This is a genomic window from Rhodanobacter soli (assembly GCF_040548735.1).
GTDB classification, from domain to species: domain Bacteria; phylum Pseudomonadota; class Gammaproteobacteria; order Xanthomonadales; family Rhodanobacteraceae; genus Rhodanobacter; species Rhodanobacter soli_A.
The window spans coordinates 294238-315597 of sequence record NZ_JBEPSD010000002.1 but is presented as its reverse complement, the minus strand read 5'-3'; the positions used below and the strand labels follow the sequence as shown (position 1 = coordinate 315597).

At 66.2% G+C, this 21360-nt stretch carries 22 protein-coding genes; 12 read left to right on the top strand and 10 right to left on the bottom strand.

What is annotated here, in order from left to right; genetic code table 11:
* Window positions 1-167: 167 nt before the first annotated feature.
* Entirely contained in the window at window positions 168-3077 is a 2910-nt protein-coding gene (locus tag ABIE04_RS12345) for a TonB-dependent receptor (RefSeq protein ID WP_354550552.1), read from the bottom strand.
* 634 nt (window positions 3078-3711) lie between these two features.
* Between ABIE04_RS12345 and ABIE04_RS12340 the strand changes: the two genes are divergently transcribed.
* Window positions 3712-4251, top strand: coding sequence for a lipocalin family protein (locus ABIE04_RS12340; RefSeq protein ID WP_354550550.1), 540 nt, complete (start codon window positions 3712-3714; stop codon window positions 4249-4251).
* Between the two features lie 243 nt (window positions 4252-4494).
* Here ABIE04_RS12340 and ABIE04_RS12335 read toward each other — a convergent pair whose 3' ends face one another.
* The 3 genes from ABIE04_RS12335 to ABIE04_RS12325 are packed head-to-tail and all read right to left on the bottom strand — an operon-like array spanning window position 4495 to window position 5787.
* On the bottom strand, window positions 4495-4680 hold the full coding sequence (locus ABIE04_RS12335; protein WP_354550548.1) for a hypothetical protein: 186 nt from the start codon (window positions 4678-4680) through the stop codon (window positions 4495-4497).
* Window positions 4681-4692: 12 nt separating this feature from the next.
* Entirely contained in the window at window positions 4693-4977 is a 285-nt protein-coding gene (locus tag ABIE04_RS12330; protein WP_354550546.1) for a hypothetical protein, read from the bottom strand.
* A gap of 51 nt (window positions 4978-5028) precedes the next feature.
* Window positions 5029-5787 carry a hypothetical protein gene (locus ABIE04_RS12325; RefSeq protein WP_354550544.1) on the bottom strand — a complete coding sequence of 253 codons (759 nt, stop codon included), beginning with the start codon at window positions 5785-5787 and terminating at the stop codon, window positions 5029-5031.
* Between the two features lie 124 nt (window positions 5788-5911).
* Here ABIE04_RS12325 and ABIE04_RS12320 point away from each other — a divergent pair, with 124 nt between their 5' ends.
* From ABIE04_RS12320 to ABIE04_RS12300, 5 genes are all read left to right on the top strand, one after another.
* Window positions 5912-6379: a MarR family winged helix-turn-helix transcriptional regulator gene (locus tag ABIE04_RS12320; RefSeq protein ID WP_354550541.1), complete on the top strand. Its 468-nt coding sequence runs from the start codon at window positions 5912-5914 to the stop codon at window positions 6377-6379.
* Between the two features lie 99 nt (window positions 6380-6478).
* A complete protein-coding gene (locus ABIE04_RS12315; RefSeq protein ID WP_354550539.1) occupies window positions 6479-6904 on the top strand; it encodes an organic hydroperoxide resistance protein in 426 nt (141 codons plus the stop codon).
* 161 nt (window positions 6905-7065) lie between these two features.
* Complete coding sequence (locus ABIE04_RS12310; protein WP_354550537.1) at window positions 7066-8436, top strand: sensor domain-containing protein; 1371 nt, start codon at window positions 7066-7068, stop codon at window positions 8434-8436.
* A 167-nt stretch (window positions 8437-8603) separates the two neighbouring features.
* Complete coding sequence (locus ABIE04_RS12305) at window positions 8604-9371, top strand: ATP-binding cassette domain-containing protein (protein ID WP_354550534.1); 768 nt, start codon at window positions 8604-8606, stop codon at window positions 9369-9371.
* On the top strand, window positions 9371-10894 hold the full coding sequence (locus tag ABIE04_RS12300) for an ABC transporter permease/substrate-binding protein (protein ID WP_354551454.1): 1524 nt from the start codon (window positions 9371-9373) through the stop codon (window positions 10892-10894). The genes ABIE04_RS12305 and ABIE04_RS12300 overlap by 1 nt, the downstream gene beginning before the upstream one ends.
* Before the next feature lie 7 nt (window positions 10895-10901).
* On the opposite strand, the gene ABIE04_RS12295 is transcribed toward ABIE04_RS12300, so the two are convergent.
* Window positions 10902-11246 (bottom strand): zinc ribbon domain-containing protein YjdM, encoded by a 345-nt coding sequence (locus ABIE04_RS12295; protein WP_354550532.1) that lies wholly within the window; start codon window positions 11244-11246, stop codon window positions 10902-10904.
* Between the two features lie 120 nt (window positions 11247-11366).
* Here ABIE04_RS12295 and ABIE04_RS12290 point away from each other — a divergent pair, with 120 nt between their 5' ends.
* On the top strand, window positions 11367-11729 hold the full coding sequence (locus ABIE04_RS12290) for a VOC family protein (RefSeq protein ID WP_354550530.1): 363 nt from the start codon (window positions 11367-11369) through the stop codon (window positions 11727-11729).
* Between the two features lie 49 nt (window positions 11730-11778).
* Here ABIE04_RS12290 and ABIE04_RS12285 read toward each other — a convergent pair whose 3' ends face one another.
* Window positions 11779-13299, bottom strand: a complete 1521-nt coding sequence (locus ABIE04_RS12285; protein ID WP_354550528.1) for a carbohydrate-binding protein — start codon at window positions 13297-13299, stop codon at window positions 11779-11781.
* A 399-nt stretch (window positions 13300-13698) separates the two neighbouring features.
* Here ABIE04_RS12285 and ABIE04_RS12280 point away from each other — a divergent pair, with 399 nt between their 5' ends.
* Both ABIE04_RS12280 and ABIE04_RS12275 read left to right on the top strand, forming a co-directional pair.
* The gene (locus ABIE04_RS12280; RefSeq protein ID WP_354550525.1) at window positions 13699-14253 is read left to right on the top strand and encodes a beta-lactamase hydrolase domain-containing protein; all 555 of its coding nucleotides are present in this window, start codon (window positions 13699-13701) and stop codon (window positions 14251-14253) included.
* 148 nt (window positions 14254-14401) lie between these two features.
* Window positions 14402-15289, top strand: coding sequence for a DMT family transporter (locus ABIE04_RS12275; RefSeq protein ID WP_354551452.1), 888 nt, complete (start codon window positions 14402-14404; stop codon window positions 15287-15289).
* Window positions 15290-15298: 9 nt separating this feature from the next.
* On the opposite strand, the gene ABIE04_RS12270 is transcribed toward ABIE04_RS12275, so the two are convergent.
* Window positions 15299-15961 carry a 2'-5' RNA ligase family protein gene (locus ABIE04_RS12270; protein ID WP_354550523.1) on the bottom strand — a complete coding sequence of 221 codons (663 nt, stop codon included), beginning with the start codon at window positions 15959-15961 and terminating at the stop codon, window positions 15299-15301.
* 224 nt (window positions 15962-16185) lie between these two features.
* The gene (locus ABIE04_RS12265) at window positions 16186-16452 is read right to left on the bottom strand and encodes a DksA/TraR family C4-type zinc finger protein (RefSeq protein ID WP_354550521.1); all 267 of its coding nucleotides are present in this window, start codon (window positions 16450-16452) and stop codon (window positions 16186-16188) included.
* Between the two features lie 266 nt (window positions 16453-16718).
* Here ABIE04_RS12265 and ABIE04_RS12260 point away from each other — a divergent pair, with 266 nt between their 5' ends.
* Both ABIE04_RS12260 and ABIE04_RS12255 read left to right on the top strand, forming a co-directional pair.
* Window positions 16719-18488 carry an acyl-CoA dehydrogenase family protein gene (locus ABIE04_RS12260; protein ID WP_354550519.1) on the top strand — a complete coding sequence of 590 codons (1770 nt, stop codon included), beginning with the start codon at window positions 16719-16721 and terminating at the stop codon, window positions 18486-18488.
* Window positions 18489-18530: 42 nt separating this feature from the next.
* A complete protein-coding gene (locus tag ABIE04_RS12255; protein WP_354550516.1) occupies window positions 18531-18941 on the top strand; it encodes an OsmC family protein in 411 nt (136 codons plus the stop codon).
* A 28-nt stretch (window positions 18942-18969) separates the two neighbouring features.
* Here ABIE04_RS12255 and ubiM read toward each other — a convergent pair whose 3' ends face one another.
* Both ubiM and ABIE04_RS12245 read right to left on the bottom strand, forming a co-directional pair.
* Entirely contained in the window at window positions 18970-20190 is a 1221-nt protein-coding gene (ubiM, locus tag ABIE04_RS12250) for a 5-demethoxyubiquinol-8 5-hydroxylase UbiM (RefSeq protein WP_354550514.1), read from the bottom strand.
* Window positions 20191-20286: 96 nt separating this feature from the next.
* A complete protein-coding gene (locus ABIE04_RS12245; protein ID WP_354550512.1) occupies window positions 20287-20526 on the bottom strand; it encodes a hypothetical protein in 240 nt (79 codons plus the stop codon).
* A gap of 162 nt (window positions 20527-20688) precedes the next feature.
* Between ABIE04_RS12245 and ABIE04_RS12240 the strand changes: the two genes are divergently transcribed.
* A complete protein-coding gene (locus ABIE04_RS12240; RefSeq protein WP_354550510.1) occupies window positions 20689-21348 on the top strand; it encodes a glutathione S-transferase family protein in 660 nt (219 codons plus the stop codon).
* The last annotated feature ends 12 nt before the right edge of the window (window positions 21349-21360 follow it).

The following is a 21360-nucleotide window of genomic DNA, read 5'->3' as shown; positions in this document are numbered from 1 at the left end:
CCATCCGCACCGTTGCAGCCAGCCCGATGCCGTACTCCTGCCGTGACCTTCCTCGGAAACTCGTTTCCCGAACACGCGTGAACCCGACTTCCGAAAAAAAGAAAGCCGCCGGACAAAACCGGCGGCTTTCGAAACGACTGCGTCAGGCTGCCCCGACGCTTCTCGAGTTACAGCGAGAAGTCGTAGGTGACACCGAACTGCACGTAGCGCGGGGTCTGGAACGCCAGCGGACGCTGGTAATCGTTCGCAGGATCCTCGCCGCCATCGACCTGCGACAGCGTCTTCTGGCTGTTGAACAGGTTGAACACGGTCACCGAGAACGCCAGGTTCTGGTCCGCGCCAGCCCACAACGGGCGGTACTGCGCGTTGAGATCGGCCTTGAAGGTCCACGGCAGGCGACCACGCGAGCCACGAGGTGCCGGCTGGTTGTTGCACTCGAAGTACGAAGCGCCGTACTGGATCGCATCCACCGGATCGAAGCCAATGCAGTTCATCGGACGACCCGAGGCAATCGCCACGTTGGCGCCGAGCAACCACTCCTTGTTGAGCTGGAAGAAGCCATAGGTCTTCAGCTGATGGGTGCGATCGTTCGGCAACGGGCCGTTGGAGTACTGCATGATTTCCGGCGCATCCCAGTCCTGCGTCACCGACGGATCGAGCTGGCCGATGTCCGACTTCAGCTGACCTTCGGAGTTGCCGTAGCTGCGCGAGAAGGTGTACTCCATGCGGGCAAACCAGCGCTCGTCGAAGTGGTGCTCCAGGTACAGATCCAGCGAGTAGTACTTGCGCTTCAGCGGCGGGAAGGCCACGCCGGCCGGCGTGGTGAAGTCTTCCATGGTCAGCTTGAACGGCACCAGGTTACCCTGCCCGTCCACGTCCACCAGGAACGTGTTCGGAACGCCCGGGTTGAACAGGTAGCAGCCGGGAATGCTGGCGTTGGTGATGTCGATGTTGTTGCGCGCAGCGTATTTCTCGAACGGACGCGAATCGCAGAAGTCGTCGATCGAGCTCTTCAACTTGCGCATGGTCGCCTTGGCGCCGAAGCTCCAGTCGTTGTTGATCGCCTTGTCGAAGCCCAGGATGTACTCGTCCTGGTAGTACGCCTTGATGTTCTGCGCCGCGACGGTACGGGGGTTGAGATCCGTTCCATCTTCGCCGTTGAGATAAATCTTGCTGCCAAACGGCACAAGGTTGAGCGGTTCGCCATTCGGGCCTACACCGTTGTAGGTGTAGTACTGGCTGGAATACAGAGACGCCGATGCGCCACGGATGGCCACATTGGACGGAATCGCCAAGTGGTAGCGACCTGCATTCGCATACACTTTGAAGGTGGAGTCGCCAAACACGTCCCAGGTTGCACCTAGGCGAGGAGCCAACTGGTGACGCTGCTTGACATAGACGTCGCCGGCACCGTTGATGTTCTTGAACTGCTCGTTGCGCAGGCCAAGGTAGGCCATCCAGCGATCGCTGACCTGCCAGCGATCCTCGATGAATTGCGCTTCCTGTTCCACCTTGACGGACGCGCCGGTGATGAAGGTGCGGTTCTCCACGTAATACTGGGTCCCGGCTGGCACTGTAGCGTCCGGGCGCCCGGGGAAAACACCATCTGCGCGGACGTTACGGTAACGCCAGCGGTAGCCGCCTTCGTACTGGTTGCCGCTGGTCGACTCCAGCGTCTGGGTATCCAGACCAGCGCGCAGGTCATGTGAGCCCAACTGGTATTCCACGTCGAGGCGCCAGCCATGGGTCTTGTCGTTGGCTCCTGGGCCAAGTACGGTGCCACCGACCAGACCGCAGCCGACGATCGGGTTGGTGATGCCGGTGCGGGAGTCGGTAATCCACGGGCAATTCGGGTTGGTCGCATAGGCGAGCGTGCGCCGATGCGTGGTCTTGCTGGTGCCATACAACGCGTTGACGGTAAGGCTATCGGTGAGATAGCCGGTGTACTTGCCGACATAAACATCGCCACCCGGTGCGGAACCAGCCAGGGACGCGGCGTTCTTCAGCGTGTCCGTACCGATCAGGTCGCCACGCGACTGGTTCGCATAGCTGTACTTGTACACCGTGCGGTCGGTATCGGTCTGGTCCGACAATCCGGTGAACTGCAGGATATGGTTGTCGGTGATGTTCCAGTCGATCTTGGCCAGCCACTTCTTGGCCTTGGACACCTCGTCGGTCGACTGCGGCGTGAGGATGGAACCAGTCGACTTGCCGCTGGTGCGGGTGAAGTCGGCCGCCGCGTACAGGAACAACTTGTCCTTGACCAACGGGCCGCTGACATAGCCGGTGTACTGCATCGCCGTGCTCTCGTTGTCGCTGCGGTTCTGGTAAAGCTGACCATCCTTGCGATGAATGCTCTTCGGCGTGGAGCGCAGCGCATCCGGCGTGGCGTGCAGGCCCACACCCGCCTTCCAGGTATTGCCGCCGCTCTTCGTGACCACGTTGATCACGCCACCGGTGGAGCGTCCGTATTCCGCACCGTAACCGCCAGTGTAGATCTGCTGCTGATCGATGGCATCGTATGGCAGGCTGGTGAAGCCGAGGCCGGTCAACGCGTTGGTCACTGCGTAACCGTTGATGTAGTACTGGTTCTCCGACGCCGACGCACCACCGAAGGAGGCGACGTTGCCATAACGCGAATCACCCTGGACCGTACCCGGAGCCAGCAGCGCCGCAGCGGTGACGTCACGCGCCAACGGAAGCTTTGCCAGTTGCTCGGATGTGAGCACCGTGCGCGAGTCGACCGACGATACGTCGATGGCCGGCAACGCCGATCCCACCACCGTAATACCTTCCAGTGTCTTCGCGCCGCCTTCACTGGCGGCTGCGTCGAACGACACATCGGTACCCGAACCCACGCGAACCTGCACGTTCTCGCGGCTCCCCACCACCTGGCCATCACGCTTCAGGGTGACGGTATAGGTGCCCACAGGCAGCGACGTCGCGCGGTAGCGGCCATTGGCTTCCACCGTTATGTCGCGGCTCTGCCCGGTGTTCACGTTCTGCAGATGGACTGTTGCTCCGGGAACGTCCCCGGCATTGCCGAAAATGACACCCGAAGCATTCGACTGCGCCATGGCGACTCCGCCAAGGCTCAGGCTCAAAGCTACCGCCAGCGCCGTGTGGCGCCACAACTTGGTACGACCATACCCAACAACACTCATGATTTCTTAACTCCCCGGTGAAATGAAGCATTGGATGCGTGACTTGGCGAGTCACTGCAGTAAGCGCCGAAAGAGATCACGTCCCCTGACCCCTTCGGTGCGTTCGAATCGTAATTTCAAACGCACGTCGAATATACGCTACCTCTGCACGTATGCATAACATTTTTTAAACCTTATATTCCATTATTAATCAATTACTTATGTAAATTCTCAATCAATGTTGAGACGCGTGGATGCCCGTTGGAACATGCGAATCTGCGTCCGGGGTGCGTTTTTCGCATCCCGGAATAGTAAGTTTTTGCGCCTTCGCTGGACTCAATTTTCATGGATGGCCGCTCAAGTCCATCGCCGTGACCCTGCCACCTACCACACCAGCCGACACGGCTTGGCGAGGTTGGACCGTTACCGCGATCAGGCCTGCCGGAACACTTCGTGGTGCTGGTCACCCACTTGCTTCCCATGCAATCAAGCCCCGTCACGCTTGGCGTTCCCGTAGTCGACAACGGACACGACGACGTACCATGCATGAAACCGATGGAGTCAGACCATGCGCATGTTTCGCCGGCTGTTGATGGCCGCGCTGCTGGCCGCTGCCCTGCCGACGGTGGCCGCCACCTTGCCGAATCAGCCCGTGCCGTCGCTCGACATCCATCGCTACGCCGGCCAGTGGCACGAGATCGCGCGCCTGCCGATGTATTTCGAGCGCAAATGCCTGGATGCCGTCGTCGCCACCTACACGCCGAATCCCGACGACACCGTCCACATCCACAACGCCTGCCGCACCAGCAAGGGTCGGATGTCCGTCGACGGAGTGGCGCGGATGAAGGACAACCAGCCCGCGGCGCTGGAGGTGCGCTTCGTGCCCGCCTGGCTGACCTGGCTGCCGATGGCATGGGCCGACTACTGGGTGATCGAGGTGGACGCCGACTACCAGTGGGCCGTGATCGGCAGTCCCGGGCGCAAGCACCTGTGGATACTCGCGCGCCGCCCCACGATGGATCGCGCGCTGTTCCAGACCCTCAAGGAACACTCGCGCCAACGTGGCTACGAGGTCGACCAGCTGATCATGACCGCGCCGCTGGATTGAGCGCCAAGTGCATCACGAAAATCAACGGACGAAGCCCACGCCTCCGTCGACCGGAAAGATCGCGTTCCCCCGCAGGCAATCGGTGTCACTCGGCGCATGCAAAGCCTTGTCGATTCATGCCGGAACACGCGGCGATGCGGCACCCGGCCTGCAGAAACGGCCACCGTCAACGCGACAAGCCGGCCTTGTCAAAGGCTACGCGCTGGCATGCCTGCCGAGTGAAGCTCCGGCGTGGGATACCTGCTACTTCACGTTGCCCAGCGGGGTCGGCGCGCAGCCCGTCTTCTGCACGGTGTAGCTGGTCCCGGCGATACGCCAGCCGCCGGGGCCGCGCACCAGGCTGAAGCTGTCGATGCCGCAATGGGACAGTTTGCCGTCGAGGTGGAAATCGTACGGCGCCCATATCTGGGCGAGGTTGCCCTGCACCATCACCTGCGCCTCTCATATGCGCTCGCGGAATACTTCCTTGTGCTTGCCCAACGTCTCCAGGTAGCCGGTGTCGGGCTCGATCTTCACCGCGCCATCGGGCAGCACCACCACGAAACTGGCACCAGGAAGGATCAGCCGGCGCGAGGCGTCCACGTCATGCTTCGCCATCGCAGCGAACAGCGCGTCCACCGCGCCGAGCGCTTCACGTTGTGGTGCGCTGTAGGTGTCTTTCGCCTGCACATTGCTGCCGGCCAGCACGGCGAGTGCGGCGATGCCCAATGTCGCAAGGCTTGTCATCCGAAGGTTCATGCAAGGGCTCCATGGTGGTTTTTCAGCAGGTCATCGCCATCAGGTCATCGGCACGTCGGCCCGGCCGGCGTGCTGTATCGGTTTCGCGGCCGGTGCCCGCAGCAACTCTGCCGTATCGAGCAACTGCACGCCGGTCGCCTGGGCCAGGTGCCCGCGCAGCCAGTAGCCATGCTCGGCACCCACGAGTACCACGATGCGCTTGCCCGGGTTCTCTTTCGCGGCCTGCAGGATGACGGCGAGGAACTGCCGGTTCCAGCGTTCCCAGCCGATGCGTTCGCCGTCGCCGACCATCGCCTGCTGCAGCTCGTGCTTGGCGCGCAGTACGGCATCCGTCACCGCGTCGTTGACCCGTGCGGGCGACGTCCAGTACGTCTGCAGGCCGATGTAGGCGCCATCGCTGTAGCGCGAGAACGCCTCGGCCTGCTCCGGCTCCCGTACGCTGAAATCGTGGCCCGCCTGGATGTACGGCGTGAGGATGTCGCTGTAGGTGGGTTCGGCCGGCTCCATCGCATACACGCGATAGTGATGGCGGTCGATCAGCGGATAGACGACCCGGGGATATTCCTGCTTGGTCGCCTCCGCCGGGCGCCGCTGCAGGTCGTCCGGCTGCAGTTCGACGCACAGCACTTCGGGCTGCAGCCGCTCGATGACCTGGCCCAGCGTATCGAACGAATAGGCCGGCGTGGTCGCATGCAACTGGTGCAACGTGGCAAGCACGGCCACCTCGGCCGGCGGAACCTTCGCCGCCGCCAGAGCCGGCAATGCCATGGCCAGGACCAGCAGAAACCGCCTGAACATCACTTGCCCCTCGCCCGATGCATACGCGCTACCTTAAGCCAGCGACCACGGCTTCACCCGTGCCGGAAGCCATCCGGTAAAAATAGCTTGCAATTGAATTGTGCACTATATATGTTGCGCAACCATGAGCACGTCCCGCACATCGTCGACGCTTGCCGCGAACGCCACGCCCCGGCTGGACGCGCAGCTGTGCTTCGCCCTGTACTCGGCCGGGCTGGCGATGAACAAGGTTTACCGCAAGCTGCTCAAGTCGTTGGACCTCACCTATCCGCAATACCTGGTGATGATGGTGTTGTGGGAGGACGAAAGCCTCAGCGTGTCGGAGATCGGCGAACGGTTGTTCCTCGATTCGGCCACGCTCACCCCGTTGCTGAAACGGCTGGAAACGGCGGGACTGGTGACGCGGCTGCGTTCGCGCGACGACGAGCGCCACGTGGTGATTTCGCTGACCGCGCGCGGCAAGGCGCTGCAGACAAAGGCCGGCAAGGTGCAGGAGTCGGTGTTCTGCGCCACCCGGTGCACGCCGGACCAGTTGATGCACCTGAAACGGGAACTGCAGGACCTGCGCGGCAAGTTGTCCGACAGCGTCTGACCAAGTCGTTGAATATTTTTGCCTAATTAAATAGTGCACTATCAAATAGCCAGCAATACATTCACCGCCACACCCCACCCACCTGAAAAGGAAACACCCATGTCCATCGAAAAAGTCCTCTATCGCTCCAAGGCCACGGCCACTGGCGGCCGCGACGGCCGCGCCACCTCGTCCGACAACGTGCTCGACGTCAGGCTGACTACACCGAAGGAACTCGGCGGCGCCGGTGGCGACGGCACCAATCCGGAACAGTTGTTCGCCGCCGGCTACTCGGCCTGCTTCCTCGGCGCGATGAAGTTCGTGGCAGCCCAGCAGAAACTGCAACTGCCGGCCGATACCCAGGTGACCGGCCAGGTCGGCATCGGCCAGATCCCCACCGGCTTCGGCATCGAAGTCGAGCTGACCATCTCGATCCCCGGCCTGCCCCGCGCCGACGCCGAAGCGCTGGTGCAGAAGGCGCACGTCGTGTGCCCGTACTCCAACGCCACTCGCAACAACATCGACGTGACGCTGACCATCGCCTGAGCGCACGCTCCTGCGCCGGGCCGCCCGACCGGCCCGGCGCAGGCACCTGGCGGCCGTCGCGAGCGGCGCCGGAAGCGCGTGTAGACATTTTCCGCACGGATTCCGGATAGGCTTCGAACCGGCATCGCCGCCTCGCCAGGCAACACGCTCGAACAGATCGAATGAACCAACCGTCTTCTCCGCTGGAATCGGGCGCCGGCCTCCCCTTCAGCAACGTCATGGACCTCCTGCTCGACGCGATCTGCGTAGTGGACGTCCAGGGCCGCTACGTCTTCGTCAGTGCCGCCTTCGAACGCATCTTCGGCTACACGCCGGAAGAGGTCATCGGCCGGCCGATGATCGAACTGGTCCACCCCGACGACCGCGAGCGTACCCTGCAAGCGGCGAACGAGATCATGGCCGGCCAGCCCAAACCGCATTTCCAGAACCGCTACGTGCGCAAGGACGGCCGGGTCATCCACATCATGTGGTCGGCGCGCTGGTCGGAGGCGGACCAGGTGCGGATCGCGGTGGCGCGCGACGTCACCGAGCTCAAGCGTGCCGAACTGATGCAGGTGGCATTGCACGCCATTTCCGAGGCGGCGCACTCGGCAGAGGATCTGCTGACATTGTTCCTGCACATCCACCAGATCGTCGGCAAGCTGCTGCCGGCCAGGAATTTCTTCGTGGCCTTGTACGACGCGCAGAAGGACGAGCTGAGCTTTCCCTACTTCGTCGACGAGTACGACCAGCCGCCCCCGACGCAAAGCCTGGAATCGGGCACACTCACCAGCGAGGTGATCCGCAGCGGACAGGCGCTGCTGCTGACGCCGGATACTCGGGTGGAACTGCCCGCGCGGGTGCGCCCGATCGTCGGCCGGGATTCGCTGGAATGGCTCGGCGGACAACAGGGCGTGATCGGCGCGCTGGTGGTGCAGAGTTACTCCGGCGAAGTGCGCTACACCCAGCAGGACAAGGCGCTGCTGCAGTTCGTCTCCACCCAGATCGCCGCGGCGATCGAGCGCAAGAAGAGCGAAACCCGGCTGCAGTACCTCGCCCAGCACGATCAGCTCACCGACCTGCCGAACCGCGAACTGTTCCACGACCGGCTGCGCACCGCATTGGCCAGAGCCCGGCGCGATGGACAGCGGCTGGCCGTGCTGTACCTCGACCTGGACCAGTTCAAGCCGGTCAACGACAAGCATGGCCACGACGTCGGCGACCTGCTGCTGCGCGAGGCGGCCGCGCGCATCAGCCAGTGCGTGCGCGACTCCGATACGGTCGGCCGCATCGGCGGCGACGAATTCGTGGTGCTGCTCAACGGCATCGACCTGCCCGAACACGTCGTCACGATCGCCGCGAAGATCCATGCCGCGCTCAGACAGCCGTTCGAACTGGCCGGCTGCCGGCTGCAAGTGTCGGCGAGCATCGGCATCGCCCTGTACCCCGATCACGGCGAGGACGGCAAGCTGCTGCTGCGGCATGCCGACGACGCGATGTACGACGCCAAGCGGCAAGGCGGCGACCGCGCGCTGATGAGCGGTGCGCCATAGCGGCCCGGCGCCGGTGCCGCGCAAAGACCAGGCCAATGCAACGCGACCAACGTTGGCGCAGCCATCCGCCCTGCTGATAGGCTCACGCGTACCGCGGCCGTGGCGGCATCGTCGCCCCGCGCTGCTTTCCCGCCACCGAACTGAAGGCCGACCTGCCATGACGCGCCATGTCCACGGCTGAGTCTCCCGGCGGCATCGCTTTCGCGCTGGTGCAGGCGGGCAAGCGCTACGGCAAGGTGCATGCGCTCGAACAAACCAGCCTGGCCTTCGCTGCCGGCACCACCAGCGCACTGATCGGCAGCAGCGGCTCGGGCAAGTCCACCGTGCTGCGCCTGCTGCTCGGATTGGAGTGGCCGGACCATGGCCACGTCGAAGTCGACGGCAAACCCCTGCAGCGCACCGACGTGCTGCAGCTGCGCCGGCGAGTGGGCTACGTGATCCAGGATGGCGGCCTGTTCCCGCATCTCACCGCACTGGGCAACCTGGCCCTGCTGCCGCGCCACCTCGGTTGGAACCGCGAGCGGATCCAGCAGCGCGCGGAACAACTCGCCGCGCTGACCCATCTGCCGGTTGGTGTGCTGGAGCGCTACCCGGCCGAACTGTCCGGCGGCCAGCGCCAGCGCGTGGCGCTGATGCGCGCCTTGATGGTCGACCCCGACGCGTTGCTGCTGGACGAACCGCTGGGCGCGCTCGATCCGGTGGTGCGGCACGAACTGCAGGACGAGCTCAAACAGATCTTCGACCGGCTCGGCAAGACCGTGATCGTGGTCACCCACGACCTCGCCGAAGCAGCCTGGTTCGCCGAACGGCTGGTGCTGCTGCGCCGAGGCGCCGTGCTGCAGGACGGGACTTTCCACGACCTGCGCGACCGCCCCGTCGACGCCTTCGTCAGCCGCTTCGTCGAGGCGCAGCGACGCCTGCCGGAGGCCCCATGATGCGCTGCCTGCTGCCCGCACCAATGCTGCTGGGCGTTTGCCTGCTGCTGGGCGCGTGCCTGCTGCTGGGCGCGTGCCTGCTGCCCGCGTCGGCACAGGCCGCGCCGGTGCGCATCGGTTCCAAGCAGTTCACCGAGTCGGTGATCCTGGGCGAACTGGCGCTGGCCGGCGCGCGCGAGGCCGGCATCGATGCGGTGCACCGGCGCGAACTGGGGGGCACCAGCATCCTGTGGCGCGCCCTGCTCGAAGGCGAGATCGACGCCTATCCCGAGTACACCGGCACGCTCACCCAGGAACTGCTGAAAGGCGTGCCGGCGAATGCGGACATCGCCACCTTGCGCGCGCGGCTCAAGCCGCTGGGGATCGGCATCACCGACTCGCTCGGCTTCAGCGACACCTATGCGATCGGCATGCGCGACGATGAAGCCGCGCGGCTGGGCATCAAGGACATTTCCGACCTGCTGCGGCATCCCGACCTGCGCTTCGGCTTCTCCAACGAGTTCATGGACCGCGGCGACGGCTGGCCCGGCCTGCGCCGGCGCTACGGCCTGCCGCAGACGAACGTGAGCGGCCTCGACCACACGCTGTCGTACCGCGCGGTGGCCAGCGGCGCGGTCGATGCGATCGACCTGTACAGCACCGACGCGGAAATCCCCTACTACCACCTGCGCACGCTGCGCGACGACCGCCGCTACTTTCCACGCTACGAGGCGGTCTACCTGTACCGGCTGGCGCTGGAGCAGCGTGCGCCCGCCTTCGTCGGCGTGCTGCACAAGCTCACCGGCAGCATCGACGAGGAGGCGATGCGCGCGATGAATGCGCGGGTGAAACTGCGCGGCGTCAGCGAAAACGTGGTGGCCGCCGACTTCCTCGGCATCCATGCGGACGGCCACGACGGCGGACTGTGGCCGCACCTGCTCCAACGCAGCGCCGAGCACGTCAAGCTGGTGGCGATCTCGCTGGGACTGGCCATGCTGCTGGCGATCCCGCTGGGCATCCTGGCGGCCCGCTTGCGACGCCTGGGCCAGTGGGTGATCGGCCTGACCGGCGTGCTGCAGACGGTACCCTCGCTGGCGATGTTCGTGTTCATGATCCCGCTGCTCGGCATCGGTACCTGGCCGGCGATCGCCGCGCTGTTCCTGTACAGCCTGCTGCCGATCGTGCGCAATACGCACGCCGGCCTGGTCGGCATCGCGCCGGAATTGCGCGAATCCGCCGCCGCACTGGGCCTGCCGCCCGGCGTGCGCCTGCGTCGGGTGGAACTGCCGCTGGCGATGCGCTCGATCCTGGCCGGCATCAAGACCGCCGCGGTGATCAACGTGGGCACCGCCACACTGGCGGCATTGATCGGGGCCGGCGGTTACGGCCAGCCGATCCTCACCGGCATCCGGCTGGACGATGTGGGGCTGATCCTGCAGGGCGCGATCCCGGCCGCCATGCTGGCACTGCTGGTGCAGGGCCTGTTCGAGCTTGTCGAGCGCTGGTTGACGCCACGCGGGCTGCGGCTCGAAGCGCGCCAGTAGCTCCGTCTCAGGCCTTCTTCAGGAAACACACCTTCAGCACCAGCCCCTTGATCTTGTCCGAACTGCCTTCGATGTGCTCGTCGTCGCCATCGACCAGGCGGATGTTGCGGATCACCGTGCCCTGCTTCAGCGGGATCGACGAGCCCTTCACCTTCAGGTCCTTGATCACCGTCACCGTGTCGCCGCTGTTGAGCACGTTGCCGTTGACGTCGCGCACCACCAGCGCGGCATCGGCCGCATGCGCGCCCGCCGCGATCGGCCACTCGTGGCCGCAGTCGGCACAGACGTAGTTGTCGCCGTCCGGGTAGGTGTTTTCCATCGCACACAGCGGGCAGGTGGGAATATCGGACATCGGTCGATCCTGGTCGTTCCATCAAGGGAAGCGGAGATTATACGGGCGCGCGGCGCGTGCCTTCACGCGGCCGACATCGGCATGGCGTTAAATCTACGCGCACCGCCACGGAGATTCGCCATGCCTGCCCACCAGGTTCTCGCCACGGTTGCCGTGAGCGACTTCGCTGCCTCCAGCGCCTGGTACGCCCGCCTGTTCGGGCGCGTTCCCGACAACGGCCCGAACGCCTCCTGCGCCGAATGGCAGATCGCCCGCTGCACGCGGATCCAGGTACTGCCCAGGAATGCACTGGCCGACGCAGGCCAGCGTGCCGGCGCGGCGCTGGGCATCATGGTGGACGACCTCGACGAGATCCTGCTCGGCCTGCAGGGGCGGCAGATCGACGTACCGCCACCGCAACTGGCGACCCACTACGTGCGCTTCGCCCCGATATGCGACCCGGATGGCAACCTGGTGACCTTCGTCGAGTCGGCGACCGCCTGAGCCGAAGGCGGGCCGGCCGTTCGCCGACCCGCCCGCCGGTTCGCGCCGGTTACTTGCCCAGATCCTGCAGGAAGCGCTTCGTGTATTGCAGCGACGTGGTGCCGCTGACCGAGTTGCAGATCGGCGAAGCCGTTCCGCCGCCGCCCGCACACGGCGTGTCGCGGTCGAGCGACCAGAAGTGCACGCCGGCCATGCCCTGGCCCACCGCGTACTGGATCACGGTATCGACGTCGGCGATCGTGAACACCTCACTGCTGACGTCGTTCACGCCGATCATCGGGGTCAACTCGATCCGGCTGGCCGGGATGCCGTAGGTATGCTCCAGGTTCAGCGCCGCCTGGATCGCGGACTGGCCCATGTTGCACTGCCCGTTCGACACCACGCACACGCCCGGGCTGGCCGAGCCGAAGTCCATCACCATCAGGTTGATCGTGTAGTTCGGCAGGTTCGCCGCCTTGACCGCGCGCACCACCATGTCGCCGACGCCATTCAAGCCGCCGTAGCTGCCGTCCGACGCCGCCAGCGTGGCCAGGGTGAACGAGAAGCGCAGGTTCGGGTACAGGCTGTGCGCGTATGCGGCGTTGGAGATCAGGTTGTTGATCTGCGTCTGCGTCTGGCCGCCCTCGATGTCGAAGTCCAGGCCGACCATGTACGGCGACGCATAGCGCGAAAGGAACTGCGCCATGCCGGCCGGCGTCGAGCAGGTGAAGCTGCCTGCCTGGCCACCGGTGGAGATCACGTAGCTCACCCCTGCGTTGACCAGCGGCTGGATGTTCGCACTGGCAAAGCTCGCCGCCGGGATGCCGCCCCAACTCTCGCTGCCGCACTCGCCGGAGGCGAACGCCAGGGTGACCGCACCGAGGTTGGGCAACGCGGTGGCCACCAGGCTGCCGCTGCCCACCAGCGGGATCGGCGTGCCGGTGACGGCGGTGCGCATCACGTTGGTGTTCCAGTCCAGGTTGATGGTCACGTCCTTGTACGGGCTGAACAGGAAACCCGCGGCGGGTGGATTCGGATCGCCGGGGTCGCCCGGATCACCGGGATCGCCCGGATCCGTGCCATCGCAGGCACCTTGCGATGTCCACGGCTGACCGGTGCCCACCGCGCCACTGTGGGTGGCCGGGTCGTCGCCCTGGGTCCACCAGTTCGCCTTGTAGTTCACGCCGTTCTCGCTGACGACGCTGCCGCCGCCATAAGCGGTCGTTGCGTTCCAGGCCGCGTCGCAACCGCCGGAGGCCGGCGGCGGATCGGTCGGCGGTGGCGTCGAGCCGCCGCAGGCGCCTTGCGACGTCCACGGTTGGCCCGAGCCGCTGGGCCCGCTGCTGGTGGCTGGGTCGTTGCCCTGCGTCCACCAGTTCGCCAGATAGTTCGTACCGTTCTCGCTGGCGACACTGCCGCCGCTGTAGGCGGTCGTGGCGCTCCACGCTGCGGCGCAGGCCGGCGCGGATTGCGCATACGCCGCCTGCACCGGCATTGCCGCCAGCAAGGTCACCGACATGCCTGTCCCCACTGCACTGCCCAGCGCACTCAAGGCCAGGCCTGACCACACAGCCGATCGTTTCACAAACATGGAATCTCTCCTGATTGGAATGGCATCGCTACGGGTGAGTTGCAGGCGAATGCATGGCTGCGCTCCGATCAGCCGTGTGGTTGGGGACCCGGTCGCCTTTCCGCCTCCCTGCTCGCTACCGCTTGTCATGGTTGGAACGGTCCCGTCTTAGATTTGAATGACAACGTTGTCTATAAGCCTTTTTCCAAACTGTGACGGCTGGCACGCAAGGTATTCACTGGGACATGAAGCGAACGATGTCATACGCAGCGTGCTGCGACGCAGTATCAATGCCTGCGGACAGGGCGAGGATGACAACGTTGTCCAATCGGCTCGGCGCACAGTCTCCGTACGCGCCTGCAACAAATCGCCCGGCCCGCTTCGGCTATCGTGTCCGTTCCCCGAAGCGAGGTATCCGAAATGCTCCGTTCGCTGCTGTTGTCGCTGGTACTCGCCATGGCCGTCGGCAGCGCGACGGCCGCCGCGCCGGAGGAAGCCGCCATGGCCGGACTTCCCCATGTCGCGTTCCCGGCGCCGCACCGCGTGGCGTCCGGGCGACTGCAGGCGGGCGACATCGCCACACTGAAGCATGCGGGCATCCGGCAGGTGATCGACCTCAGCCTGGACAGCGAGACGCCCGGTTTCGACGAAGCCGCCGCCGTGCGCGCAGCCGGCATCGGCTACCACAACCTGCCGATCCGCGGCGCCGGCGACCTGACCCGCGCCAGGGTCGCGCAGTTCGACCGCCTGCTGCGCGACGCCGGCGACCAGCTGACCCTGGTGCATTGCGCCAGCAGCAACCGGGTGGGTGCGATGATCGCCCTGCGCGCTGCGCTGATCGACGGCCGGTCGAGCGAAGCGGCGCTGGCCGAAGGTCGCCGCTGGGGACTGAAGAGCCTGGAGCCGGCCGTGCGCGAACGGCTGCAGGCGTGGTCGGGCGACGGATCGGACGCCGCCGCGCCGACCGCGCGCTGAAGTTCGACGCCAACGGCACAGGTGCCGTGCCGCTTGCCGCGCGAAAGCCGATGTGCAAGTTGGGGTACCATGCGCGCCTGCTTGGCTATCCCACGGCACGGACCTGGATTCGACCCCCGCATCGCCGCCCTCCTCCACGCCGCTCCCCCTGCGCGCCGTGCTGCTGATGCTGGGCAGTGCCAGTTTCTTTGCCTTGATGGCAGTGTCGATCCGGTTCGCGTCCGCCCAGTTGCATCCGTTCCAGATCACCTTCTTCCGCAGCACCTTCGGTGCGCTGTTCGCGCTGCCGCTGCTGCATGTGCACGGCTGGCAGTTGCTGCACACGCCACGCTTCGGTTTCTACGTGATGCGCTGCGTACTCGGCATGGGCGGCATGCTGGCCGGCTTCTGGGCGATCGTGAACCTGCCGCTGGCCGAAGCGGTGGCGCTGTCGTATTCCTCGCCGTTGTTCGTCACGATCGGCGCGGTGCTGTTCCTCGGCGAGATCGTGCGCATGCGCCGCTGGAGCGCGGTGGTCGCCGGCTTCATCGGCGTGCTGGTGATCGTGCGGCCCGGCAGTGCCGCGTTCACCGCCGGCAGCCTGGTCGCCCTGCTGGCCGCGGGATTGACCGGCGCGGTGACGATCAGCATCAAGTCGCTGACCGGCAGCGAACCGGCCGACCGCATCGTGCTGCTGACCACCCTGCTGTGGGTGCCGCTGTCGCTGCCCGCCGCACTGGCCGTATGGCAATGGCCGCACGCCGGCATCTGGCCGTGGCTGGTGCTGTCCGGCGCACTCGGCACCGGCGGGCACTACTGCTGGACGCGCGCGCTGCGGCTGGCCGATGCCTCGCTGCTGGCGCCTTTCAGCTACCTGCAACTGCTGATCGTGGCGGTGCTGGCCTGGTGGATCTTCGGCGAAGGCGTGGATCGCTACACCGTGGCGGGCGCGACCATCATCATCGGCGCCAGCCTGTACATCGCCCACCGCGAACACAGCCTGGCCCGCCAGCGGCGCCGGCAGGTCCCGGCGGCGAACGCCGAACCGCCAATCTGACAGCGCGGGTCATGCCTCGTCGGGCAGGTCCGGCAAGCTCGCCATCTCCGCCAGCATGTCGACCGGCTCGGCCACGGGCGGCGCCGCCAGTGGCCAGCGGCCGATCACCTCGTACCTCGACTCGCCGAAAAAGCTGCGGATCAGCGCGAATTCGGACACCCACCAGTGAATCGTCGTGATGGATTCCTCGATCGCATCGACCGCATGCCCATGCAGCATGGTGACATGCGGCAGGAAACTGGAGACCCCGCTGACCTGCAACCCCATGCGAGCCTGCGCAGCCGCAATCGCCTTGCGCAGGGCCAACGCCGCCTCGGTGGTGGCGGCATCCGCACACAGCACGAACGGAAACTGCCCGTCCCTGGCGCTGAAGCGCATCGCCGAGTCCAGCGCCGCCATGAATCCCTGCGCGCGAACTTCGCCGGCGGCAGCCAGTAACGCCTCCTCCAGCGGCTGCCGCAACCGTTCGGGCTTGCCCATCGGGCACAGCGTCATATGCAGGCTATCGATGCCGACCGGCGACCCGCCAACCCGGTGTGACTTGCGGAAACGCTCGGCCACGCCGACGATCGCGGCGCGTGCCGGGGTATCCGGCAGCAACGCAAAAAAATAGTTGATGCCGGCGGCAAGCTCGGAGGGGTTCGACAAGGGGGAAATGAGCTGTGCCTCCATGCAATCACGCCAGTGGCCGGTCGCCGGTGCCCCACGATACCCGAGCCGGCCCGGCCGATGGGGTCCGAGCTTGCCGCTTGTCGACGGGGCACACAAGTACTCGCCCTCGAACGCGCGCGTTGCTGACCGGTCCCGGTCCCGAAACAGTGCGGCGGGTCACCCCGGCGCTGATGCAGATGAAGGGGATCGACGCGAATAGGCTGCAGCCGGCGGCCGGGTGTCCGCTAGCGCAGCTGGCTGTCCTTGCTGCCGCGGCGGTTGTACAGGCTGGCACTGCGCTGCTCCGCGTCCTGCGCTTCCTGGCAGGCCACGCACAGGCGCACGCCGGGCACGGCCTTGCGCCGCGCCGCGGGAATCGGCGCATCGCATTCCTCGCAGTGCGTCAGGCCAGGGCCTTTGCGCAACTGCTGGCGCGCCCGTTGCACCGCATCGTCGACCGTGGCGTCGATCTGATCCTGCACGGCGCCGTCACCTGCCCAACCGGTTGCCATGGCCTACCTCCGCAAGACGGGAATGTGGCGCTGCGCGCCCAGTGCGTACTTGCCCGCAAACCCTCGATACAAGCTAGTTCATACAACGACTTGGGTTCGCCTGGCATCGGTTTCAAGCCGCCCCACTGCGCTTGCCAACCCTCTTCGCAGGCAGAGCGGCGCGGTATGAATCGAAACGGCGGCTTGCGCAAGCTGCGTCGATTCGCGGCATGTCCAGCGGCAGTCGAAGTGCCAGAATGGGCCTTCACCCGCCCAGGAGAATGCACGTGAGCACGCCCTCGCCCACCGGTAACGAGCAGCCCGCACTGCGCAGCGACGACAGTGTCGCCAAACAGCTGTTCCTGGGCAACATCGTGGAGGAAAACCTGTTTCCCTACCCGCAGATCCGTGCGCGCGACAGGGAAATGCTGGGCGCGATGACCGACGCGATCGACCAGTTCCTTGCCGACAAGACCGCGGAGCTGAAGCAGTACGACCGCGATGCCGAGCAGCCGGCCGAGTTCATCCAGGCGCTGCGCGAGATGGGCCTGTTCGGCCTGATCATTCCCGAACAATTCGGCGGGCTGGAACTGTCCAACGGCGCCTACGCGCGCGTGCTGGGCCAGACCAGCAGCCACGACAGCTCGGTCTCGCTGACCATCGGCGCGCACAGCTCGATCGGCATGAAGGGTGTACTGCTGTTCGGCAGCGACGCGCAGAAGCAGCGCTACCTGCCGAAGCTGGCCATGGGCGAGATGATCGCCGCGTTCTGCCTCACCGAATCCGGCGCCGGCTCCGATGCCGCCTCGATCCGCACCAAGGCCGTGCGCAACGATGACGGCAGCTGGACGCTGAGCGGCGAGAAGATCTGGATCACCAACGGCGGCATCGCGGATTTCTACACCGTGTTCGCGCGCACCGACACGCCCGAGGGCAAGATCACCGCGTTCATCGTCGAAGCCGTGTGGCCCGGCGTCAGCCACGGTCCACACGAGGACAAGATGGGCATTCGCGCCTCAAGCACCACCACGGTCGCGTTCGCCGACGTGCGGGTGCCGCCGGAGAATGTGCTGGGCCCGGTCGGCAAGGGCTTCAAGGTAGCCATGAGCATCTTGAACAGCGGCCGCACCGGCCTGGGCGGCGGCGCGGTCGGCGGCATGCGCTCGCTGATCCGCCTCGCCAGCGCGCAGGCGAAGGAGCGCAAGCAGTTCGGCCAGCCGATCGCCGAGTTCGGCCTGGTGCGCGAGAAGATCGCGCAGATGACGGTGGATTGCTTCGCCGCCGAAAGCGCGGTGTGGATGGTCGCTCACCTGATCGACGGCGGCGGCAGCGACTACTCGGTCGAGGCGGCGATGAGCAAGGTATTCGCCAGCGAGGCGGTGCAACGCGCGTCGTACGAGGCGCTGCAGATCGCCGCCGGCAACGGCTTCATGCGCGAGTTTCCGTACGAGCAGATCACCCGCGACACGCGCATCCTGTCGATCTTCGAAGGCACCAACGAGATCCTGCGCCTGTACATCGCGCTGTCCGGCCTGAAGGGCGTGGGCGCCGGGTTGAGCGAGCTGAAGGCCGCCGTGGGCGACATCTTCAACGACCCGATCAAGGGCTTCGGCGTGCTGGGCACCTACACCGGCCGGCGCATGCGCGAGGCCACCGGCTACGGCATCGACCGCATCGTCCACGAGCTGTCACCGCGGCTGCGCAAGGTCGCCGCCACCTATGAGAAGTACACGGTGGAACTGTCCAAATCCGCCGACGCGCTGCTGCGCCGCTACGGCAAGAAGGTGGCCGACCAGCAGCACGCGCAAAAGCGCCTGGCCGACATCGCGATCGACCTGTTCGTGGGCCTGTGCGTGCTGTCGCGCGCCGACAGCCTGGCAAGGCAATCACACCCGGCTGCCGACGAGGCGATCGGTATCGCCGAGATTTTCGCGAAGCAGGCGCGCCGGCGCATGGCGCGCAACGTGCGCGGCCTGGAGCGCAACGAGGACGAGGCGATCGAACGGCTGGCCGGTGCGGTGCTGGCGAACGATGGCTACATGTGGGATGTGATCTAGACGACACCCAGCGACGCACCATCCCGGCAGGAGAACACACGCATGACGATACCCACGGTCCACGCCAGCACCGGCACCACGCCCTACACGGTCAACTTCACCGACGACACCGGCCACGCCTGGCTGGCCGACGAGCCGGCCGAATTGGGTGGCGGCAACGCCGGCCCGGCTCCGCACCGGCTGCTGCTTTCCGCGCTGGGCGCGTGCACCGCGATCACCCTGCAGATGTACGCGTCGCGCAAGCAGTGGCCGTTGCAGCACGTCGGCGTCGAGCTCAAGTTCAATCCCGACGGCACGCCCGAGTCGGGCAACGACATCACCCGCGTGATCACCCTGCAGGGCGAGCTGAGCGACGAGCAGCGCGAACGCCTGCTGCAGATCGCCAACGCGTGCCCCATCCACAAGGTGCTGACTGGCGAAGTGCGCATCGCCTCGCAGCTGGCGGCGACGTAGCGCCTCGCCACGATGCGCGGGCAGCGGCCTACGCCGACCCGCGCCGCAACAGCCGCAACGGCGCCGGGACACCGCCGCCATCGGCGGTGAGGCCGGACATCACCAGCCGCTTGAACGGTCCCAGCCGCGCGCCGGCGCCCAATGCAAGTTTGCGCAATACCCGTGCCGGCCGGCGGTCGTCGGTGTACAGACCGGCCAGCATCTGCGTGGCCAGGTACAGCGGCCGCGTGGCCAGGCGATGTTCGCGTTCGTAGCGTTGCAGCAGCGCCGGGCTCCAGATTGGCCGCCCCACGTTCGAAGCCGCGCGCAACTCGCGCGCCAGCGTGGCCTGCCCGAGCAGGCCGAAATTGAAGCCATGGGCAGTCACTGGATGCATGCCCACCGCCGCATCGCCGATCAAGGCAAAGCGTTCGGCCACGAAACGTTTCGCGTACACCCCGACCAGCGGATAGGCGCAACGCGGGCCAGCCACACGCATCGTGCCCAGGCGCTGCTGGAAACGTTCGGCCATCGCCGCTTCCAGCGCCGCATCGTCCAGCGCCAGCAAGGCCTGCATCGCCTGCGGGCGCAGGGTCAGCACCACCGATGACGTATGCGGGTCGTGCAGCGGCAGCAGCGCCAGGGTCTGGCCGACGCCGAACCACTCCCACGCCACCTGCTCGTGCGGCACGTCGTGTTGCATGCGCAGCACCAGCATGGTCTTGCCGAAATCGTGCATGCCGGCGGCGATCCCCATCGCGCGACGCGTCTCGGAGAAACGGCTGTCCGCCGCCACCACCAGTTGCGCGCGCAGCGTGCCGCCGTTGTCGAGGCCGACCTCGGCACCATCGACGCCGGTGCGTATCGAGCCGACCCGCGCGCCGGTGATGCGCTCGACTTCGGGCAGGGTCATCACTTCGGCATACGCGGCGCGGCGGATCGCGTGGTTCGGCAGCAGCCAGCCCAGCTGCGGCTTGCCTGCCTCGTCGTGGCGGAACATCAGGCCGTCGCGGTCGTCGCCGTCGAGCACCATCGCGTCGCGCAAGGTGCCGATCTCCTCCTCGCGCAGCCGCCCCCACAGCGCCAGTTCGCGTATCAGCCGCTGCGAGTGATGGGTGATCGCGATCTCGCGCCCGTCGTCCGCCGGCGCCACCAGCGCCGCCGCCTCCTGCCGCTCCACCAGCGCGATGCGCAGGCCGCTACCGGCCAGCGACCGCACGAAACACAGCCCGGCCGGGCCGGCCCCGATGACCACGATATCGAACGACATGAACAGAACGCTCCGGGGGAATGACCGTCGGCAGGCGGCGGGCGTGGCATCGGCCCGCGCCGACGCCGGCCGGGAAAACCGTAGGTCGATGCCGCGTCAGCCGCCGCAGCCGCCACAGCAGATCGACGGCAGTTGCACCACCTGCTCCGGTGCCACCGGCCAGCCGACCTGGCGCAACACCTCGACCAGGTCTGCCGCCGTCGCCGAGGCGGATACGCGCAGCACCAGCCCACTCATGTCCAGATCGGCCACCGCGGTGGGGTCGACATTGAACAGGGCGTCCTGCACGACGGCTGGATCGGGAGCGGCATCTGTCAAGGCAATATGGAATTCCATCGGACTTCCTCGTTTCACGGGCACCGTATCGATGCCGTCGACACGATGTTCGGCCGGCTCGCCAGCTGCCGCCTTGACCCCGGTCAAGTATGAGCCGGACCATGTCGATCCAGCCGACGGCCATTCGTCGCATGGACAACCTCCCTCGGAAGGCAATCCGCCATGCCACTTGAGCTCTACGCCCACCCGTTCTCCTCCTACTGCCAAAAGGTGCTGATTGCGCTCTACGAGAATGGCATCCCGTTCGAATGGCGCCTGCTCACGCCGGATGATGCGGTCACCGACGCCGAGTTCACCGCGCTATGGCCGATCCGCCGCTTCCCCTTACTGCGCGACGGCGAACGCACGGTGATCGAATCGAGCATCATCATCGAGTACCTCGACCGGCATTACCCCGGCAGCGCGCCGCTGATTCCCGCCGACGCCGACACCGCGCTCGAGGCGCGCACGATGGACCGCTTCTTCGACAACTACGTACAGACGCCGCAGCAGAAAGTCGTGGCCGACAGCCTGCGCCCCGCCGCCGACCGCGACCCCTACGGCGTCAAGGAGGCGCGCGCCAGGCTCGACATCGCCTATGCCTGGCTGGACCGGAAGCTCGCCGGCCGCACCTGGGCCACCGGCGGCGATTTCAGCCTCGCCGACTGCGCCGCCGCGCCCGCGCTGTTCTACGCCGACTGGACCCATCGCATCCCGGCGGGCTACGCCAACGTCACCGCCTACCGGCAACGCTTGCTGGCACGCCCCTCGTTCGCGCGCGCGGTGGACGAGGCACGGCCGTACCGTTCGTACTTCCCGCTCGGCGCGCCCGATCGCGACTGAGCGAAATCGAAG

Coding starts and splice junctions, on each gene's coding strand:
- ABIE04_RS12345 (WP_354550552.1), bottom strand. CDS start 3,077: ATGGCGCAGTCGAATGCTTCGGGTGTCATTTTCGGCAATGCCGGGGAC.
- ABIE04_RS12340 (WP_354550550.1), top strand. CDS start 3,712: ATGCGCATGTTTCGCCGGCTGTTGATGGCCGCGCTGCTGGCCGCTGCC.
- ABIE04_RS12335 (WP_354550548.1), bottom strand. CDS start 4,680: ATGGTGCAGGGCAACCTCGCCCAGATATGGGCGCCGTACGATTTCCAC.
- ABIE04_RS12330 (WP_354550546.1), bottom strand. CDS start 4,977: ATGACAAGCCTTGCGACATTGGGCATCGCCGCACTCGCCGTGCTGGCC.
- ABIE04_RS12325 (WP_354550544.1), bottom strand. CDS start 5,787: ATGTTCAGGCGGTTTCTGCTGGTCCTGGCCATGGCATTGCCGGCTCTG.
- ABIE04_RS12320 (WP_354550541.1), top strand. CDS start 5,912: ATGAGCACGTCCCGCACATCGTCGACGCTTGCCGCGAACGCCACGCCC.
- ABIE04_RS12315 (WP_354550539.1), top strand. CDS start 6,479: ATGTCCATCGAAAAAGTCCTCTATCGCTCCAAGGCCACGGCCACTGGC.
- ABIE04_RS12310 (WP_354550537.1), top strand. CDS start 7,066: ATGAACCAACCGTCTTCTCCGCTGGAATCGGGCGCCGGCCTCCCCTTC.
- ABIE04_RS12305 (WP_354550534.1), top strand. CDS start 8,604: ATGTCCACGGCTGAGTCTCCCGGCGGCATCGCTTTCGCGCTGGTGCAG.
- ABIE04_RS12300 (WP_354551454.1), top strand. CDS start 9,371: ATGCGCTGCCTGCTGCCCGCACCAATGCTGCTGGGCGTTTGCCTGCTG.
- ABIE04_RS12295 (WP_354550532.1), bottom strand. CDS start 11,246: ATGTCCGATATTCCCACCTGCCCGCTGTGTGCGATGGAAAACACCTAC.
- ABIE04_RS12290 (WP_354550530.1), top strand. CDS start 11,367: ATGCCTGCCCACCAGGTTCTCGCCACGGTTGCCGTGAGCGACTTCGCT.
- ABIE04_RS12285 (WP_354550528.1), bottom strand. CDS start 13,299: ATGTTTGTGAAACGATCGGCTGTGTGGTCAGGCCTGGCCTTGAGTGCG.
- ABIE04_RS12280 (WP_354550525.1), top strand. CDS start 13,699: ATGCTCCGTTCGCTGCTGTTGTCGCTGGTACTCGCCATGGCCGTCGGC.
- ABIE04_RS12270 (WP_354550523.1), bottom strand. CDS start 15,961: ATGGAGGCACAGCTCATTTCCCCCTTGTCGAACCCCTCCGAGCTTGCC.
- ABIE04_RS12265 (WP_354550521.1), bottom strand. CDS start 16,452: ATGGCAACCGGTTGGGCAGGTGACGGCGCCGTGCAGGATCAGATCGAC.
- ABIE04_RS12255 (WP_354550516.1), top strand. CDS start 18,531: ATGACGATACCCACGGTCCACGCCAGCACCGGCACCACGCCCTACACG.
- ubiM (WP_354550514.1), bottom strand. CDS start 20,190: ATGTCGTTCGATATCGTGGTCATCGGGGCCGGCCCGGCCGGGCTGTGT.
- ABIE04_RS12245 (WP_354550512.1), bottom strand. CDS start 20,526: ATGGAATTCCATATTGCCTTGACAGATGCCGCTCCCGATCCAGCCGTC.
- ABIE04_RS12240 (WP_354550510.1), top strand. CDS start 20,689: ATGCCACTTGAGCTCTACGCCCACCCGTTCTCCTCCTACTGCCAAAAG.